Origin of the sequence: Enterobacter cloacae complex sp. GF14B, from assembly GCF_004136805.1 — a bacterium.
Classification (GTDB): Bacteria; Pseudomonadota; Gammaproteobacteria; order Enterobacterales; family Enterobacteriaceae; genus Enterobacter; species Enterobacter hormaechei_C.
In genome coordinates this window covers 44,100-59,690 of record NZ_QFRV01000024.1, presented here as the reverse complement: position 1 = coordinate 59,690, position 15,591 = coordinate 44,100, and the positions used below count along the sequence as shown (strand labels likewise).

At 58.8% G+C, this 15,591-nt stretch carries 14 protein-coding genes, 1 pseudogene and 1 riboswitch; of the genes and pseudogenes, 5 read left to right on the top strand and 10 right to left on the bottom strand.

What is annotated here, in order from left to right; all coding sequences use genetic code 11:
• The 7 genes and pseudogenes from DD606_RS10700 to plsY all read right to left on the bottom strand — a co-directional run.
• Positions 1–136: pseudogene (locus DD606_RS10700) on the bottom strand (urease accessory protein UreE); the annotation flags it as partial.
• A 9-nt stretch (positions 137–145) separates the two neighbouring features.
• Positions 146–1,849, bottom strand: a complete 1,704-nt coding sequence (ureC, locus tag DD606_RS10695; protein ID WP_047654224.1) for an urease subunit alpha — start codon at positions 1,847–1,849, stop codon at positions 146–148.
• Positions 1,842–2,156, bottom strand: coding sequence for an urease subunit beta (locus DD606_RS10690; RefSeq protein ID WP_003862557.1), 315 nt, complete (start codon positions 2,154–2,156; stop codon positions 1,842–1,844). The genes ureC and DD606_RS10690 overlap by 8 nt, the downstream gene beginning before the upstream one ends.
• A 10-nt stretch (positions 2,157–2,166) precedes the next feature.
• Positions 2,167–2,469: an urease subunit gamma gene (locus tag DD606_RS10685; protein ID WP_003862556.1), complete on the bottom strand. Its 303-nt coding sequence runs from the start codon at positions 2,467–2,469 to the stop codon at positions 2,167–2,169.
• 11 nt (positions 2,470–2,480) lie between these two features.
• Positions 2,481–3,308, bottom strand: a complete 828-nt coding sequence (locus tag DD606_RS10680; RefSeq protein ID WP_047654222.1) for an urease accessory protein UreD — start codon at positions 3,306–3,308, stop codon at positions 2,481–2,483.
• 156 nt (positions 3,309–3,464) lie between these two features.
• Complete coding sequence (locus tag DD606_RS10675; RefSeq protein ID WP_023323759.1) at positions 3,465–4,931, bottom strand: MFS transporter; 1,467 nt, start codon at positions 4,929–4,931, stop codon at positions 3,465–3,467.
• Between the two features lie 92 nt (positions 4,932–5,023).
• The gene (gene plsY / locus DD606_RS10670; protein ID WP_003862548.1) at positions 5,024–5,638 is read right to left on the bottom strand and encodes a glycerol-3-phosphate 1-O-acyltransferase PlsY; all 615 of its coding nucleotides are present in this window, start codon (positions 5,636–5,638) and stop codon (positions 5,024–5,026) included.
• A 107-nt stretch (positions 5,639–5,745) separates the two neighbouring features.
• On the opposite strand from plsY, the gene folB reads away from it, so the two are divergent.
• Both folB and bacA read left to right on the top strand, forming a co-directional pair.
• Entirely contained in the window at positions 5,746–6,114 is a 369-nt protein-coding gene (gene folB / locus DD606_RS10665; RefSeq protein WP_003862547.1) for a bifunctional dihydroneopterin aldolase/7,8-dihydroneopterin epimerase, read from the top strand.
• A 105-nt stretch (positions 6,115–6,219) separates the two neighbouring features.
• A complete protein-coding gene (gene bacA / locus DD606_RS10660; RefSeq protein WP_003862545.1) occupies positions 6,220–7,041 on the top strand; it encodes an undecaprenyl-diphosphate phosphatase in 822 nt (273 codons plus the stop codon).
• 13 nt (positions 7,042–7,054) lie between these two features.
• Here the strand turns inward: bacA and DD606_RS10655 are convergent, their stop codons facing one another.
• Both DD606_RS10655 and DD606_RS10650 read right to left on the bottom strand, forming a co-directional pair.
• Positions 7,055–8,296, bottom strand: coding sequence for a multifunctional CCA addition/repair protein (locus DD606_RS10655; protein WP_047654220.1), 1,242 nt, complete (start codon positions 8,294–8,296; stop codon positions 7,055–7,057).
• Between the two features lie 60 nt (positions 8,297–8,356).
• Entirely contained in the window at positions 8,357–8,977 is a 621-nt protein-coding gene (locus DD606_RS10650; protein WP_001303390.1) for a TIGR04211 family SH3 domain-containing protein, read from the bottom strand.
• A gap of 237 nt (positions 8,978–9,214) precedes the next feature.
• Here DD606_RS10650 and DD606_RS10645 point away from each other — a divergent pair, with 237 nt between their 5' ends.
• The 3 genes from DD606_RS10645 to hldE are packed head-to-tail and all read left to right on the top strand — an operon-like array spanning position 9,215 to position 14,864.
• Complete coding sequence (locus tag DD606_RS10645) at positions 9,215–10,516, top strand: inorganic triphosphatase (protein ID WP_129258612.1); 1,302 nt, start codon at positions 9,215–9,217, stop codon at positions 10,514–10,516.
• A 21-nt stretch (positions 10,517–10,537) separates the two neighbouring features.
• On the top strand, positions 10,538–13,393 hold the full coding sequence (gene glnE, locus DD606_RS10640) for a bifunctional [glutamate--ammonia ligase]-adenylyl-L-tyrosine phosphorylase/[glutamate--ammonia-ligase] adenylyltransferase (protein ID WP_060580261.1): 2,856 nt from the start codon (positions 10,538–10,540) through the stop codon (positions 13,391–13,393).
• Between the two features lie 40 nt (positions 13,394–13,433).
• Positions 13,434–14,864: a bifunctional D-glycero-beta-D-manno-heptose-7-phosphate kinase/D-glycero-beta-D-manno-heptose 1-phosphate adenylyltransferase HldE gene (hldE, locus tag DD606_RS10635; RefSeq protein WP_045335739.1), complete on the top strand. Its 1,431-nt coding sequence runs from the start codon at positions 13,434–13,436 to the stop codon at positions 14,862–14,864.
• 77 nt (positions 14,865–14,941) lie between these two features.
• Here hldE and ubiK read toward each other — a convergent pair whose 3' ends face one another.
• Positions 14,942–15,238, bottom strand: coding sequence for a ubiquinone biosynthesis accessory factor UbiK (gene ubiK / locus DD606_RS10630; RefSeq protein ID WP_003862539.1), 297 nt, complete (start codon positions 15,236–15,238; stop codon positions 14,942–14,944).
• Between the two features lie 120 nt (positions 15,239–15,358).
• Positions 15,359–15,509: riboswitch (FMN riboswitch) on the top strand.
• Positions 15,510–15,591: the final 82 nt, after the last annotated feature.

Genomic DNA, 15,591 nt, shown 5'->3' with positions numbered 1-15,591 from the left:
GCGGCAGCATCAGCCCGGCTTCGCGACCGTCGTTCAGGGCCACGCGGGCGCGGCTTTTCACCCGCACGTCAATCGGCAGCGTGACGCTGGCGGTAGTCGGGTGTGCGTGGTCCAGGCGTTGGGTCAGATAAATCATCATCACTCCTCAAAACAGGAAATAGCGTTGTGCCATCGGCAGAACGTCAGCCGGTTCGCTGGTAATCAGTTCGCCGTCGACGCGCACCTCGTAGGTTTGCGAGTCGACGGTGATGTTCGGTTGCAGAGCGTTGTGGATCATGTCCGCCTTTTTCACCGTCCGGCAGCCTTTCACCACCGCCGTGGCGCTCTGCAAGTTGAGCTGCTGCGGGATGCCGTTCGCACTGGCGGCCTGTGAGATAAACGTCAGGCGCGTGGCGTGGCGTGCGGCGCCCAGCGAGCCAAACATCGGGCGGTAATGCACCGGCTGCGGCGTCGGGATAGAGGCGTTGATATCGCCCATCGGTGCGCAGGCGATCATCCCACCTTTGACGATGGTGGCGGGCTTGACGCCGAAGAACGCCGGGGACCAGACCACCAGGTCCGCCAGCTTGCCCGCCTCAATCGAGCCCACTTCATGGGCGATGCCGTGGGTCAGCGCCGGGTTAATGGTGTATTTGGCGACATAGCGCTTCACCCGGAAGTTGTCGTTATCGCCGGTCTCTTCCGGCAGCGCGCCGCGCTGAACCTTCATGCGGTGCGCGACCTGCCAGGTGCGGATAATCACTTCCCCCACGCGGCCCATTGCCTGTGAATCTGACGAGGTGAGTGAGAACGCGCCGATATCGTGCAGCACGTCTTCGGCGGCGATGGTCTCCCGGCGAATGCGGGATTCGGCAAACGCCACGTCCTCGGCGATATCCGGGTCGAGGTGATGGCAAACCATCAGCATGTCCAGGTGCTCGTCGATGGTGTTGACCGTGTAGGGCAGCGTCGGGTTGGTGGAGGAGGGCAGAATATTCGGGTGCGCACAGGCGGTGATGATATCTGGCGCATGGCCGCCGCCCGCCCCTTCGGTGTGGAAGGTGTGGATGGTGCGCCCGGCGATGGCGGCCAGCGTATCTTCAACAAAACCGGACTCGTTCAGCGTGTCGCTGTGCAGCGCCACCTGGATATCCATCTCTTCAGCGACCTCCAGCGAGCAGTTGATGGCCGCAGGCGTCGCACCCCAGTCTTCGTGGATCTTAAGCCCGATGGCACCTGCCGCGATCTGCTCGCGCAGCGCGTCCGGGTTTGAACTGTTCCCTTTGCCCAGCAGGCCAATATTCACCGGCAGCGTATCGGCAGCCTGCAACATGCGGGCGATATACCATGGCCCCGGCGTGCAGGTGGTGGCGTTTGTACCTGCCGCGGGCCCGGTGCCGCCGCCGATCATGGTGGTGACGCCAGAGACCAGCGCCTCTTCCGCTTGCTGCGGACAGATCCAGTGGATATGGGTGTCGATCCCGCCAGCGGTGACAATCTTGCCTTCGGCGGCGATCACTTCCGTTGCTGCGCCAATCGGGATCGTCACGCCGGGCTGAATGTCCGGGTTTCCGGCTTTGCCGACGGCGAAGATCCGCCCATTTTTTACGCCGATATCCGCTTTCACGATCCCCCAGTGATCGACGATCAGCGCGTTGGTGAGCACCAGATCCACGCAGTCGTCGGCGGTCATCTGCCCCTGTCCCATGCCGTCGCGGATCACTTTTCCTCCGCCGAATTTAACCTCTTCTCCGTAGATCGTGAGATCGTCTTCTACTTCGATCCACAGTTCGCTGTCGGCCAGCCGCACTTTATCCCCGGTCGTGGGGCCGAACATATCGGCATACGCCTGGCGTGAAATCTCAGCCATGTTTCACCTCGCCCATGATCTCGCCGCGAAAACCGAAAATGCGCTGTGCGCCCGTCACCTGCACCAGCGTCACTTCCCGCTTCTGGCCGGGCTCGAAGCGCACAGCGGTGCCCGCCGGGATGTTCAGCCGGTAGCCTCGGGTGGCCTCGCGATCGAACTTCAGCGCCGGGTTGACCTCGTAAAAGTGATAGTGCGATCCCACCTGGATCGGCCTGTCGCCGTGGTTTTCCACTATCACACTTCGGGTTTCGCGCCCGACGTTGAGAGCAATGTTGCCGGACTGGATCCGGTATTCACCTGGGATCATCACGCGCTCCTTACACGATCGGGTTGTGGACGGTGACGAGCTTGGATCCGTCCGGGAAGGTGGCTTCCACCTGAATATCCGGGATCATCTCCGGTACGCCCTCCATCACCTGATCGCGCGTCAGGACGTGGCGGCCGGCTTCCATCAGCGAGGCGACGGTTTCGCCATCGCGCGCGCCTTCCATAATAAAGGCGCTGATCAGCGCGACCGATTCCGGATAGTTGAGCTTTACCCCGCGCGCGAGGCGGCGTTCGGCAACCAGCGCGGCGGTGAACAGCAACAGCTTGTCTTTTTCTCTGGGAGTCAGTTCCATAGCGTTTCTCTTTATGTCTGCCAGATGCGCGGCGAACAGGCGGTTTTGGGGGTTAAAAGCGGGCGAAGCGACTGCCAGATATCGCGCATCACCCGCTGACAAATCAGGTTGTCGTGCGAGAGAAAACGCACCGACAGCAGATCGTCGGTGAGCGTCGCCCCGCCAAAGTTTTCCAGCGGGGCGAGCCGCTCGCGCACCGTGTCGAGATGTGCTTCCCGGGCCGGATAGAACAGCAGCGTGCCGACCCACGGATGGTCCGCGACGGGCGTCAGATCGCCACCGCTGAGATGCAGTCGCTCAATCAGACGCGGCTCGCCATCCACCCACACCTCAAGGCGGCTCTCCAGCGTGCCTTGGCTGAAGGTTTCGTTTATCACCGGACGGCCCAGACAGTACAGCTCCCACGCCAGCAGCGTGCTGGTGGCGTGCAGGTGAAAGACGGAACGCAGCGCGGCGTTAGCGCCGGGGAAAATAATGGTGTCCTGCGGCAGCCACTCCAGCGTGGCCTCTTCGTCGAGGTAAAAATGCTGACTGAGGCAGGCCAGCGGGCCGCTGCTGCGATAGAACTTGCTGGCGCCGGGCATGGTGAGGAGGGCATGGCTTTTGGCGTCGAGCCGCACGGAAATATCCAGCGTATCCCCGCCCACAATTCCACCTGGCGGGTGCAGCAGGTAAAGGTGGCAGGTTTCCCCTTCGGGATAAAACGGACGCTGAACGGTAAGTGGCCCGGTGTGACGCGCGGAATGGAGGAGGGTTTTCTCAGGGGTATGACAAAACTGGAGGGCAAGCGAGGCCTGCCAGCCTTTGTATGAATTATCAGTGACCTGAGTTGCTAACATGGTGCTTCCACTTCCGCACTATCGGGATACGTTTCAGTATGCCCTGGCGGAAATGAAGGCTGTCATATGAGTCGCTTATGGATAAAAAAACCGGATCATGTGAGCCGGTTTCAGTAATGTAGGCCGGGTAAGCGCAGCGCCACCCGGCAAGAAAGGCTAGCGATAATCCTCTGCATCCACATCATACCCCGACGGCTCCCAGCGGATCGCCAGCAGCGAGGCCAGGCCGATAAACGGCGCCAGCGCAATCACCCAGAACACGGCGGTATCCAGCGAGGCGACCAGCAGCGGGAACAGAAACAGTGATAGCGTTGAACTGCTGCGCATCAGCGTCTGGTTAAGCCCCACACCCACGCCGCGCAGCGAGGTCGGGTAGCTCAGAGAGGCAAACGTCATGGTGTGCGCACCCGGACCAAAACCCTGGCCAAACAGGAACAGCGCCAGCATCGCGACGGCGACCACGCCTTCCGTGGACCCGTCAGGGCGGCCAATCAGCGCCAGGCCGAGCAGCGCCGCCAGCTGGCACGCATAACCCGCCAGTGACATCCGCCATGCGCCGAAGCGCGGAACATAGCGCACCGCCAGCAGCCCGCCGACAAACGCGAACAGCAGATTAAGCGCCAGCGAGATCAGAATGGTCGTCAGCATCGACTGCACAAAGAAGCTGGAGATGATCACCGGCAGGCCAAAGGCTACGGCGTTATAGGCGAACGAGGAGACGACCGACAGCAGCGTGGCGAGCGTGGTACGCCGCAGATAGATACCGCGGAACAGGTTCAGGTAGTTCGACCATTTTGCCTTGTTCACAACAGGCGCGGGCTGGTCGAGCGCATCCTGCGGTACGTGGGCATTAATGTTGTATGACTGCCGCAGGATGGACGCCGCCTCCTTCAGATTGCCCTGATTCGCCGCCCAGACCGGGGATTCGCTCATATAGCGGCTGCGGATGGCGATAATCACCAGCGCGGGCACCGCGCCAAAGCCAAGGATCAGACGCCAGAGCCAGTCGCTGTGGCTTTCCGGCAGCACGGCGTAAAAGAAGAGCACCAGAAGATAAGAGATGCTGATGGCCGCATACCAGGTGGGACACCACATCGCGACGCTGGAGGCTTTATTCCCCGGGCCTTTCAGTCTGGCGAACTCGCTGAGAAACGCCATCGCGACGGGAAGGTCGATCCCAACGCCAAGACCCATCACAAAGCGCGCGCCCGCCAGCACATATTCGTTCGGGGCCAGCGCACAGGCGATAGCGGCAACGACAAAGAATACCATGTCGGCCATAAAGACGCGGTAGCGCCCGATTTTATCCGTAAGATAGCCGCCGAGCAGCGCCCCGACAATCGCGCCAAACGTAATGGCTGAAGCCACCATGCCGGTACCGGCGGGCGTCAGGTTAAATTCGCGGGTGATGTCTTTGATGCCGAATGCCAGCGCGCCGAGATCGTAGGCATCGAGAAAAATTCCCCCGAGCGCGATACCGACCACGATGCGGGCATTGGCCCGGCCCTGAGAGCCGTCATTAACGAGACGTGAAACGTCCGATGCGCTGCGTACCCACCTGATGTCGCCATCCGGGGTGTTTGCTGCCGCTGGAAGGGGAGTTGAATCTGTGATTTCTGCCATTTTCTTTTTGTGTGGTTGTGTTGTGTCTCTAACAGTTACCACAGGCAGAAGGTGACAAAAATCACATTTGGTTATAAGGCATAACGAACGGTTTACTGAGCGTCTTTCTTTTTACGTCTGAGCTTCGTCCAGATCTTCGTTTCCTGACGACGCCACAGGCGTTGAATGTTGTCGTGATGGCGCAACAGGATCAGACACGAGAGCATCGACACCGGGAAGGTAAACTGCGGTTTAAACCACCAGACATAGAACGGGGCGATCAGTGCGCTGACGATGGCGCCCAGCGACGAATAACCGCTCAGCAGGATGGTCAGCAGCCAGGTGCCCGCCATCACGCCGGTGAGATCCCAGCCGATCGGCGCAATCGCGCCAAACGCAGTGGCCACGCCTTTACCGCCTTTAAAACCAAAGAAAACAGGCCAGATGTGGCCGACGCAGGCGGCGATGGCTATCAGCCCCAGCCAGAAGGGTGTGACGCCGAGCGCATACGCGCCCCAGACGGGAAGCATTCCTTTCAGAACGTCAAAAATCAAAACCGCTACGGCTGCTCCCTTGCCGCCAATTCGTAGTACATTGGTCGCCCCCGGATTCCCGGAACCACTTTCACGCGGGTCAGGCAACCCGGCGATGCGGCAGACCAGAATGGCGCTGGAGATTGAGCCGCAAAGGTAGGCGAGGATAATCATTCCAGGCGCGATTGCACTCATAACGCTGTTCCGTTTTGAAAAAGTATCTGTATTCTCAGCATCTGTGGATAATACGCATAATTCGCCGGAAGTGGTATCCGGTTTAGCCAAAAAGCAGGCAGGTCGTGATGGATATTGTATTTATAGAGCAACTTTCGGTAATCACCACAATTGGTGTTTACGACTGGGAACAGACCATCGAGCAGAAACTGGTGTTCGATATCGAAATGGGCTGGGATAACCGCAAGTCAGCGAAAAGCGATGATGTGAATGATTGTCTGAGCTACGCCGACATCAGTGAAACGGTCATCGGCCATGTGGAAGGGCAACGATTTGCGCTGGTAGAACGCGTGGCGGAAGAGGTGGCGGACCTGCTGCTGAGCAAATTTAACTCCCCGTGGGTGCGCATTAAGCTAAGCAAGCCGGGCGCGGTGGCGCGCGCCGCCAACGTGGGCGTGATTATCGAGCGTGGCACAAATCTGAAAGGAAAGATTTAACGTCATAATAGCTAAACCATTTTAGGTTATATCGGTCTTAGAGCTGTATGTTTCACGGTAGCCGTTGTGGCAACCGTTTTTTTATATCTTTTTAGGGGTTTATAGATGAGCGATATGCACTCGCTGCTGGTGGCGGCAATACTGGGTGTGGTCGAAGGATTGACGGAGTTTTTGCCGGTGTCCAGTACGGGCCATATGATTATCGTTGGCCATCTGTTGGGCTTTGAAGGCGATACCGCAAAGACGTTTGAGGTGGTGATTCAGCTGGGCTCTATCCTGGCGGTGGTTGTGATGTTCTGGCGTCGTCTGTTTGGTCTGATCGGCATCCACTTCGGGCGTTTGCCGCAGCGTGAAGGAGAGGGCAAGGGGCGTCTGACGCTGATTCATATTCTGCTCGGGATGATCCCGGCAGTGGTGCTGGGGCTGGTGTTCCACGACACCATTAAATCGCTCTTCAACCCGATTAACGTGATGTACGCGCTGGTTGTCGGCGGCTTCCTGCTGATTGCCGCCGAAGTGCTGAAGCCAAAAACCCCGCGTGCGGAAGGTCTGGACGATATGACGTATCGTCAGGCGTTTATGATTGGCTGCTTCCAGTGTCTGGCGCTGTGGCCGGGCTTCTCCCGTTCAGGGGCAACCATTTCCGGCGGGATGCTGATGGGCGTGAGCCGTTACGCGGCGTCTGAGTTCTCGTTCCTGCTGGCGGTGCCGATGATGATGGGCGCCACCGCGCTGGATCTCTACAAAAGCATCGGCTTCCTGACCGTGGGTGACATTCCGATGTTCGCCGTGGGCTTTATCACCGCCTTCATTGTGGCGCTGATCGCCATCAAAACCTTCCTGCAACTGATTAAGCGTATTTCGTTTATTCCGTTCGCGATCTACCGCTTTATCGTCGCGGCTGCCGTGTACGTGGTCTTCTTCTGATGACCGACCGCCCTCAGTCTTTCGGCTGAGGGCAACGTTTTTCCTTCCACGCCGCAACCGCATCAATCCGCCGCTTCGTCAGCTCTTCGCGGATCTCCGGGCCTTTAAACCCTGCCTCCACCACCTCTTTCGTTGGCACCGCTTTCGCTACGTCCCACGCCTCACGCAGCAAACGACCCTGCGGATAATCGGACGCTTCAAACCCGGTGCGGCCGCGCACGTCGGCTTCGCTGGTCAGCGCAATTTGCTCCACGCGCTGCGGCTTGCGCCAGGCGTCGATGTTATCGAACAGCCTGACGATGGTGGCGGGTTTCAGGATCGGGAAGGTGTGGATCAGGTCGTGGAACTCGGCGACCAGCTTTGCCAGATCGCGAATGTCATTCGGCACGCGCAGGCGCTGGCAAATCCCTTCAACCAGCTTTACGCCAGCCGGACCGTGCCCGTGATGGCGTGGCCACAATTCCTTTGGCGTTAACCCTTTGCCGAGGTCATGGCAGAGAGTGGAAAAGCGCACGTCCACTTCAGGACTGAGCATAGCGGCCATGCTCAGCGTCATCAGGGTGTGAATGCCGGTATCAATTTCCGGGTGCCATTTCGCCGGGGCGGGCACGCCAAACAGCGCATCTATTTCCGGGAACAGCACTTTCAGCGCCCCGCAGTCGCGCAGAACCTGGAAAAAGATCTGCGGATTACGGGTAGTCAGGGCGTTTTCGGTCTCTTTCCAGACGCGTTCTGGCGTCAGGTGTTCCAGCTCGCCCGCGTCGGTCATGGCCGTCATCAGCGCCATCGTCTCGTCGGCGATGCGGAAGCTGAGATGGGCATAACGGGCGGCAAAACGCGCCACGCGCAGTACGCGTAACGGATCTTCAGAAAAGGCGGGGGAAATATGGCGTAAAAGACGGTCGCGCAGATCGTTCTGGCCGCCGTAGACGTCGATAATATGGCCGTTTTCGTCCTGCGCCAGGGCATTAATGGTGAGATCGCGGCGCAGTAAGTCCTGCTCCAGCGTCACATCCGGCGCGGCATAGCAGGTGAAGCCGGTATAACCGGAACCGGATTTCCGTTCGGTTCGCGCCAGGGCGTACTCTTCCCGGCTTTTCGGATGGAGGAACACAGGAAAATCGCGGCCTACCTGCTGGTAGCCCGCGTCAATCATCGCTTCGGGCGTGGCACCGACCACGACCCAGTCTTTATCTTTGACCGGCAGACCTAATAACGCATCACGTACCGCACCACCGACCAGATAACTCTTCACGCCAACACTCCCGTTTTCTCTTTTCGCAAGATGATACGTAAGTGTGGCAGAGAAGACGAGTTAGTTCATCCAGCGGTCTTTACGTTTACGGCTTGGGATAAGGTGAGGAAGCACCAGACCCAGCACCAGACCGACGCCCAGCACCCCGCCGCCATACATAAACCACTGCATGATGATGGTGCGTTGTTTGTCATCCAGCTGTAGATTCGCGGCGTTCACTTTCTTCTGCGCGACGATCAGCTCATTTTTCAGCTTCTGATTTTCATCTTTCAGACCGGCGATCACGCTGTCGCTTTGTGCCACTTTCTGCTGCATCTCTGCGGTGCGCTGGTTCCAGGTGCCGTCGATGTTGTTCAGCTTGTCAGTCAGGGTTTTCACCTGATTTTCCAGATCCGGCACGCGGGTGCGCAGGCTTGGCACCGTGCTCAGCTCTTTCAGCGGGATCCATGAGGTGCGGCCAGAGCTGTCACGAACCTGACCGTAATTGGTGTCTGCATTGGTTTGCAGCAGAGTCACTTCCTCGCCGGCATTTACCGTACCCACGAGGCGATAATTGTCTCCAGGGCCGCTGCGTACCCAGGTATTCAGTTCATCAGAAACGTAACGTTTCTCTTCAGCGTGGACCGCGGTTGCGGCGCTAAAAGCGAGTAAAGTAAGTCCAATCAGGCGTAATTTAAGCATATCAGTCGTTATTTTCATAAAAAGTGGAACGATAGTAGTGGTATCAGTGTCGCTACGCAAAGGATTCATCATCAATCGGAATCATCTGTGTCATGATTTCCACCGCTTTAAACTTTTACGCCCGTCAAATTGCTCATTGCGTGGCAATTTGGCGCAAAATACTATGTACTGACAAACAAATGGCGAGGAAGTTCGCCTTCATCGACGCGTCTGTGACGCACGCAAAAGTACAAGGCTATGGCACAAGAGATCGAATTAAAGTTTATCGTCGAAAAAGACAGCGCTGACGCGCTCCGCCAGCATCTGAATACGCTGTCCGGCGAGCACCATGAACCCGTACAGCTGCTCAACATCTATTACGAAACGCCGGACAACTGGCTGCGCAACCATGATATGGGCCTGCGCATCCGGGGTGCGAACGGGCGCTACGAGATGACGATGAAAATCGCCGGTCGCGTGGTGGGCGGTTTACACCAGCGTCCGGAATACAATATCGACATCAGTAAGCCAGAACTTGAGCTGGATCGTTTTCCGGCGGAAGTGTGGCCGGAAGGGATGCTGCCCGCAACGCTGTCGGCAGAGGCGCAACCGCTGTTCAGCACCGATTTCTGGCGCGAGAAATGGCTGGTGACGGAAGGCAAGAGCCGCATTGAGATCGCGTTTGATCGGGGTGAAATTAAGGCTGGTGAAGAGCAGGAGCCGATCTGCGAATTGGAACTCGAACTGCTTGAAGGCGACGCGAGCGATGTGCTGAAGCTGGCGCGCAAGCTGGTGAACCAGCCTGGACTGCGTCAGGGCAGCCTGAGTAAAGCGGCACGCGGCTATCACCTGGCCGCCGGGAATGCGCCGCGCGTGCTGCGAGAAACCCCGATTCTGCGCGTTGTGCCGAAAGCCTCCGTTGAGCAGGGGATGGAAGCGGCGCTGGAGCTGGCACTCTCTCAGTGGCAGTACCACGAGGAGCTGTGGGCGCGTAACGTGAAAAATGCCAAAAAACAGGTGCTGGCCGCTATGGGGCTGGTACGTCATACCCTGACGCTCTTTGGCGGCATTGTACCGCGTAAAGCCAGCACTCACTTACGTGATTTGCTCACTCAAACCGAAACGCTGATGCTTTCCGACGTGTCGGCACAAACGGCGATCTACAGCCCGCAAAACGCCAGCGCGAAACTGGCGCTGACCGAGTTTCTGGTGACGTGCGGCTGGCGCACCTTCCTCGATGCGAAAGGGCAGGCCAAAATTGCGGAAAACTTCAAACGTTTTGCGGATATCCACCTCTCCCGTCACGCGGCCGAACTGAGAACCACCTTTGCGCATCCGCTGGGTGACCAGTATGGCGATCAGCTTCCCCGCCTGGCGCGTAACATCGACAGCATGTTGCTGCTGTCGGGTGCGTATGAGGGCGTGAAGGCGCAGGCCTGGCTGGAGAACTGGCAGGGGCTTAAGCATGCCATCGAGACCCGTCAGCAGATTGAGATCGAGCATTTCCGCAACGAGGCCATTTCGCAGGATCCGTACTGGCTGCACAGCGGAAAACGTTAATTCTGGCAAGGAACCCCTGATATGCCGCTTTCTTCGCAGTTACAGCAGCACTGGCAGACCGTTTGTGAACGGCTGCCTGAGTCGTTACCCGCGTCGTCGTTAAGCGAGCAGGCGAAAAGCGTGCTCACGTTCAGTGATTTTGTACAGGAGAGCGTCAGCGCTAACCCGGACTGGCTGGCAGAGCTGGAAAGCGCGCCGCCGCAGGCTGACGAGTGGCGGCATTATGCTGGCTGGCTGCAAACCGCGCTGGCAGAGGTGGCAGACGAAGCCACGCTGATGCGCGTTCTGCGTCAGTTCCGCCGCCGGGTGATGGTACGCATTGCCTGGGCGCAGGCGCTGGAGCTGGTGAGTGAAGAGAGCACCTTGCAGCAGTTGAGCGAGCTGGCGCAGACGCTGATCGTCGCCGCGCGGGACTGGCTCTACGCCGCCTGCTGTAAAGAGTGGGGCACGCCGTGCAGCGAGGAAGGGGTTCCTCAGCCACTGTTGATCCTGGGGATGGGCAAGCTGGGCGGCTGCGAGCTGAACTTCTCCTCAGACATCGATCTGATTTTTGCCTGGCCCGAGAACGGCTCCACGCGCGGCGGCCGTCGCGAGCTGGACAATGCCCAGTTCTTTACTCGTCTGGGGCAGCGGCTGATTAAGGCGCTGGATCAGCCCACGCAGGATGGTTTTGTTTACCGCGTGGACATGCGCCTGCGTCCGTTTGGCGACAGCGGGCCACTGGTGCTGAGCTTTGCCGCGCTGGAAGATTACTACCAGGAGCAGGGTCGCGACTGGGAGCGTTACGCGATGGTCAAAGCGCGGATCATGGGCGACAGCGACGATGCCTACGCCAACGAGCTGCGCGCCATGCTGCGCCCGTTCGTGTTCCGCCGCTACATCGACTTCAGCGTGATCCAGTCCCTGCGAAATATGAAAGGGATGATTGCCCGCGAGGTGCGTCGCCGTGGCCTGAAAGACAACATCAAGCTCGGTGCTGGCGGTATTCGTGAGATCGAATTTATCGTCCAGGTCTTCCAGCTGATACGCGGCGGGCGTGAACCTTCTCTGCAATCCCGCTCGCTGCTGCCGACGCTAAGCGCTATCGATCAGCTGCATCTGCTGCCGGAAGGCGACGCGCAAACGCTGCGTGACTCTTATCTCTTCCTGCGTCGTCTGGAAAATTTGCTGCAAAGTATCAACGACGAACAGACCCAGACGTTGCCGGGCGATGAGCTGAACCGGGCGCGTCTGGCCTGGGGGATGCGGGTGGATGACTGGGCGGCGCTGACGCAACGGCTGGAAGCGCATATGGCGGGCGTGCGCCGCATCTTTAACGATCTGATCGGCGACGAAGAAACTGAATCGCAGGACGATGCGCTCTCCGAGCACTGGCGCGAACTGTGGCAGGACGCGCTTCAGGAAGATGACACCACGCCGGTGCTGGCGCACTTAAGCGACGATGCCCGCCATCGCGTGGTGGCGTTGATTGCCGATTTCCGCCTCGAACTGAACAAACGCGCTATCGGCCCACGCGGTCGTCAGGTGCTGGATCATCTGATGCCGCATCTGCTGAGCGATGTCTGCTCCCGCGACGATGCGCCGGTGCCGCTGTCGCGCATGATGCCGCTGCTGAGTGGGATCGTCACGCGTACCACTTACCTTGAGCTGTTAAGCGAGTTTCCCGGTGCGCTGAAGCACCTGATTTCCCTCTGCGCCGCCTCGCCGATGGTGGCGAACAAGCTGGCGCGTTATCCGCTGCTGCTGGACGAACTGCTCGACCCGAATACCCTCTATCAGCCGACGGCGACGGATGCCTACCGCGACGAGCTGCGTCAGTATCTGCTGCGCGTACCTGAAGAGGACGAAGAGCAACAGCTTGAGGCGCTGCGTCAGTTTAAGCAGGCACAGATGCTGCGCGTGGCGGCGGCAGATATCGCCGGTACCCTGCCGGTAATGAAAGTGAGCGATCACTTAACCTGGCTGGCGGAAGCGATCATCGACGCGGTTGTCCATCAGGCGTGGGTGCAGATGGTAGCCCGCTACGGCCAGCCGAAGCACCTTGCTGACCGTGAAGGCCGCGGTTTTGCGGTGGTGGGGTACGGCAAGCTGGGCGGCTGGGAACTGGGCTACAGCTCCGATCTGGATCTGATTTTCCTCCACGACTGTCCGGCAGACGTCATGACCGACGGCGAACGTGAGATTGACGGACGGCAGTTCTACCTGCGTCTGGCCCAGCGCATTATGCACCTGTTCAGCACCCGCACCTCATCCGGCATTCTGTATGAAGTGGATGCGCGTCTGCGCCCGTCCGGCGCGGCAGGCATGCTGGTCACCTCGACGGAGGCTTTCGCCGACTATCAGAAGAACGAAGCCTGGACGTGGGAGCATCAGGCGCTGGTGCGCGCCCGCGTGGTGTATGGCGATCCGCAGCTCAAAACGCAGTTCGATGCGATCCGCAAGGCGGTCATGACGACCCCGCGCGAGGGCAGTACGCTGCAAACCGAAGTGCGGGAAATGCGGGAGAAGATGCGCGCGCACCTTGGCAACAAACATCGCGATCGCTTTGATATCAAAGCCGATGAAGGCGGGATTACCGATATTGAGTTTATCACTCAGTACCTGGTGCTGCTGCACGCGCACGATAAACCGAAGCTGACCCGCTGGTCGGATAACGTGCGCATACTGGAACTGCTGGCGCAGAACGACATTATGGATGAGCAAGAGGCGCAGGCCTTAACCCACGCCTACACCACACTGCGTGATGAGTTGCACCATCTGGCATTACAGGAACAGCCGGGCCATGTGGCGCTGGACTGTTTCGCCGACGAACGCGCGCAGGTGACTACAAGCTGGCAGAAGTGGCTAGTGGAACCGTGCGTAACAAAACAAGTGTGATATTATCGCGCGCAAATTGTGAATCTTTCTGGAGTCAGGAATGAAAGTAACACTGCCAGAGTTTGAACGTGCTGGAGTTATGGTTGTCGGTGATGTGATGCTGGATCGCTACTGGTATGGGCCGACCAGCCGCATCTCTCCGGAAGCACCGGTACCGGTGGTAAAGGTCGACACCATTGAAGAGCGTCCCGGTGGCGCGGCAAACGTGGCGATGAACATAGCCTCTCTGGGCGCACATTCGCGTCTGGTTGGCCTGACCGGCATTGACGATGCGGCGCGTGCGCTGAGCAAGTCGCTGGCGGACGTGAATGTGAAGTGTGACTTCGTTTCTGTTCCGACCCACCCAACCATCACCAAGCTTCGCGTGCTGTCGCGTAACCAGCAGCTAATCCGCCTCGACTTTGAAGAAGGGTTCGAAGGCGTTGATCCCGAGCCGCTGCACGAGCGCATTAACCAGGCGTTGGGCAATATTGGCGCGCTGGTGCTGTCTGATTATGCCAAAGGCGCGCTGGCGAGCGTGCAGACCATGATCCAGCTGGCGCGCAAAGCCAGCGTTCCGGTGCTGATCGACCCGAAAGGCACCGATTTCGAGCGCTATCGCGGCGCAACCCTGCTGACGCCCAACCTCTCTGAGTTCGAAGCGGTGGCGGGCAAGTGCAAAACTGAAGAAGAGCTGGTTGAGCGCGGCATGAAAATCATCGCTGATTTCGAGCTGTCTGCGCTGCTGGTGACCCGTTCCGAGCAGGGCATGACGCTGCTGCAACCGGGCAAGGCGCCGCTGCATATGCCAACCCAGGCGCAGGAAGTGTACGACGTGACCGGTGCCGGTGATACGGTGATTGGCGTGCTGGCGGCGACGCTGGCGGCGGGTAACTCCCTGGAAGAAGCATGCTACTTCGCGAACGCCGCGGCGGGCGTGGTCGTCGGTAAACTCGGGACCTCCACCGTTTCGCCAATTGAGCTGGAAAACGCGGTGCGTGGGCGTGCGGATACCGGCTTTGGCGTCATGACCGAAGACGAGCTGAAAGTGGCCGTTGCCGCCGCGCGCAAACGCGGTGAAAAAGTGGTGATGACGAACGGCGTGTTCGACATCCTGCATGCGGGCCACGTGTCGTATCTGGCGAATGCGCGCAAGCTGGGCGACCGCCTGATTGTGGCGGTCAACAGCGATGCCTCAACCAAACGTCTGAAGGGTGAAACGCGTCCGGTTAACCCGCTGGAGCAGCGCATGATAGTGCTCGGCGCGCTGGAAGCGGTGGACTGGGTGGTCTCATTTGAAGAAGACACCCCGCAGCGCCTGATTGCCGGAATTTTGCCTGACCTGCTGGTGAAGGGCGGTGATTACAAACCAGAGCAAATCGCAGGTAGCGAAGAGGTCTGGGCGAATGGTGGTGAAGTAATGGTGCTCAACTTTGAGGACGGGTGTTCAACCACCAACATCATTAAGAAGATCCAGAAAGGCAGTCAGTAAAAAACGGGCCTGTTGGCCCGTTCGTTTTTCACCCTCTCCCTGTGGGAGAGGGCTGGGGTGAGGGCATCAGGCCGCACTTATGCCTGGTCATCCACCGGTGGAATAGCTGGCGCTGGCTTCACTTCTTCCGGCGCATTGCGGTTTTCCAGCTCGGTCAAACGTTGTTCCAGCAGCGCCAGCTTCTCGCGGGTGCGCAGCAGCACCTGCGTCTGCACGTCAAACTCTTCGCGGCTGACTAAATCAAGGCGAACCAACTGTGCCTGCAACGTCTGGCGGATTTTCTTCTCAACGTCATCACCAAACTCACGAATACCTTTCGGCATGGACTCATGAACCTGACGCGCGATCTGCTCAATTTTCTTTGGGTCAATCATTGTCGTTTCCCTTGATGAAAAGGTGTTAGTGCCTATTGTAGCGTGTCATGCCTCGGGTTAAACAAAATTGTTTGAAGCTTATGCATTGCCCAGGGTAATCAATAGCGTTATAGTTATCTCGCTTATTCTCAGGGCGGGGCGAAATTCCCCACCGGCGGTAAATCAGCTTAACGCTGAAAGCCCGCGAGCGCTTTGGGTGAATTCTCAAAGGTCAGCAGATCCGGTGTAATTCCGGGGCCGACGGTTAGAGTCCGGATGGGAGAGAGTAACGATCCAGTCGGGCAAAGCCCGCTCACGTTATTTTTTTGCCGCTTGTACGGCGCTCCTAAGACTGCCCTGATTCTGGTAACCAT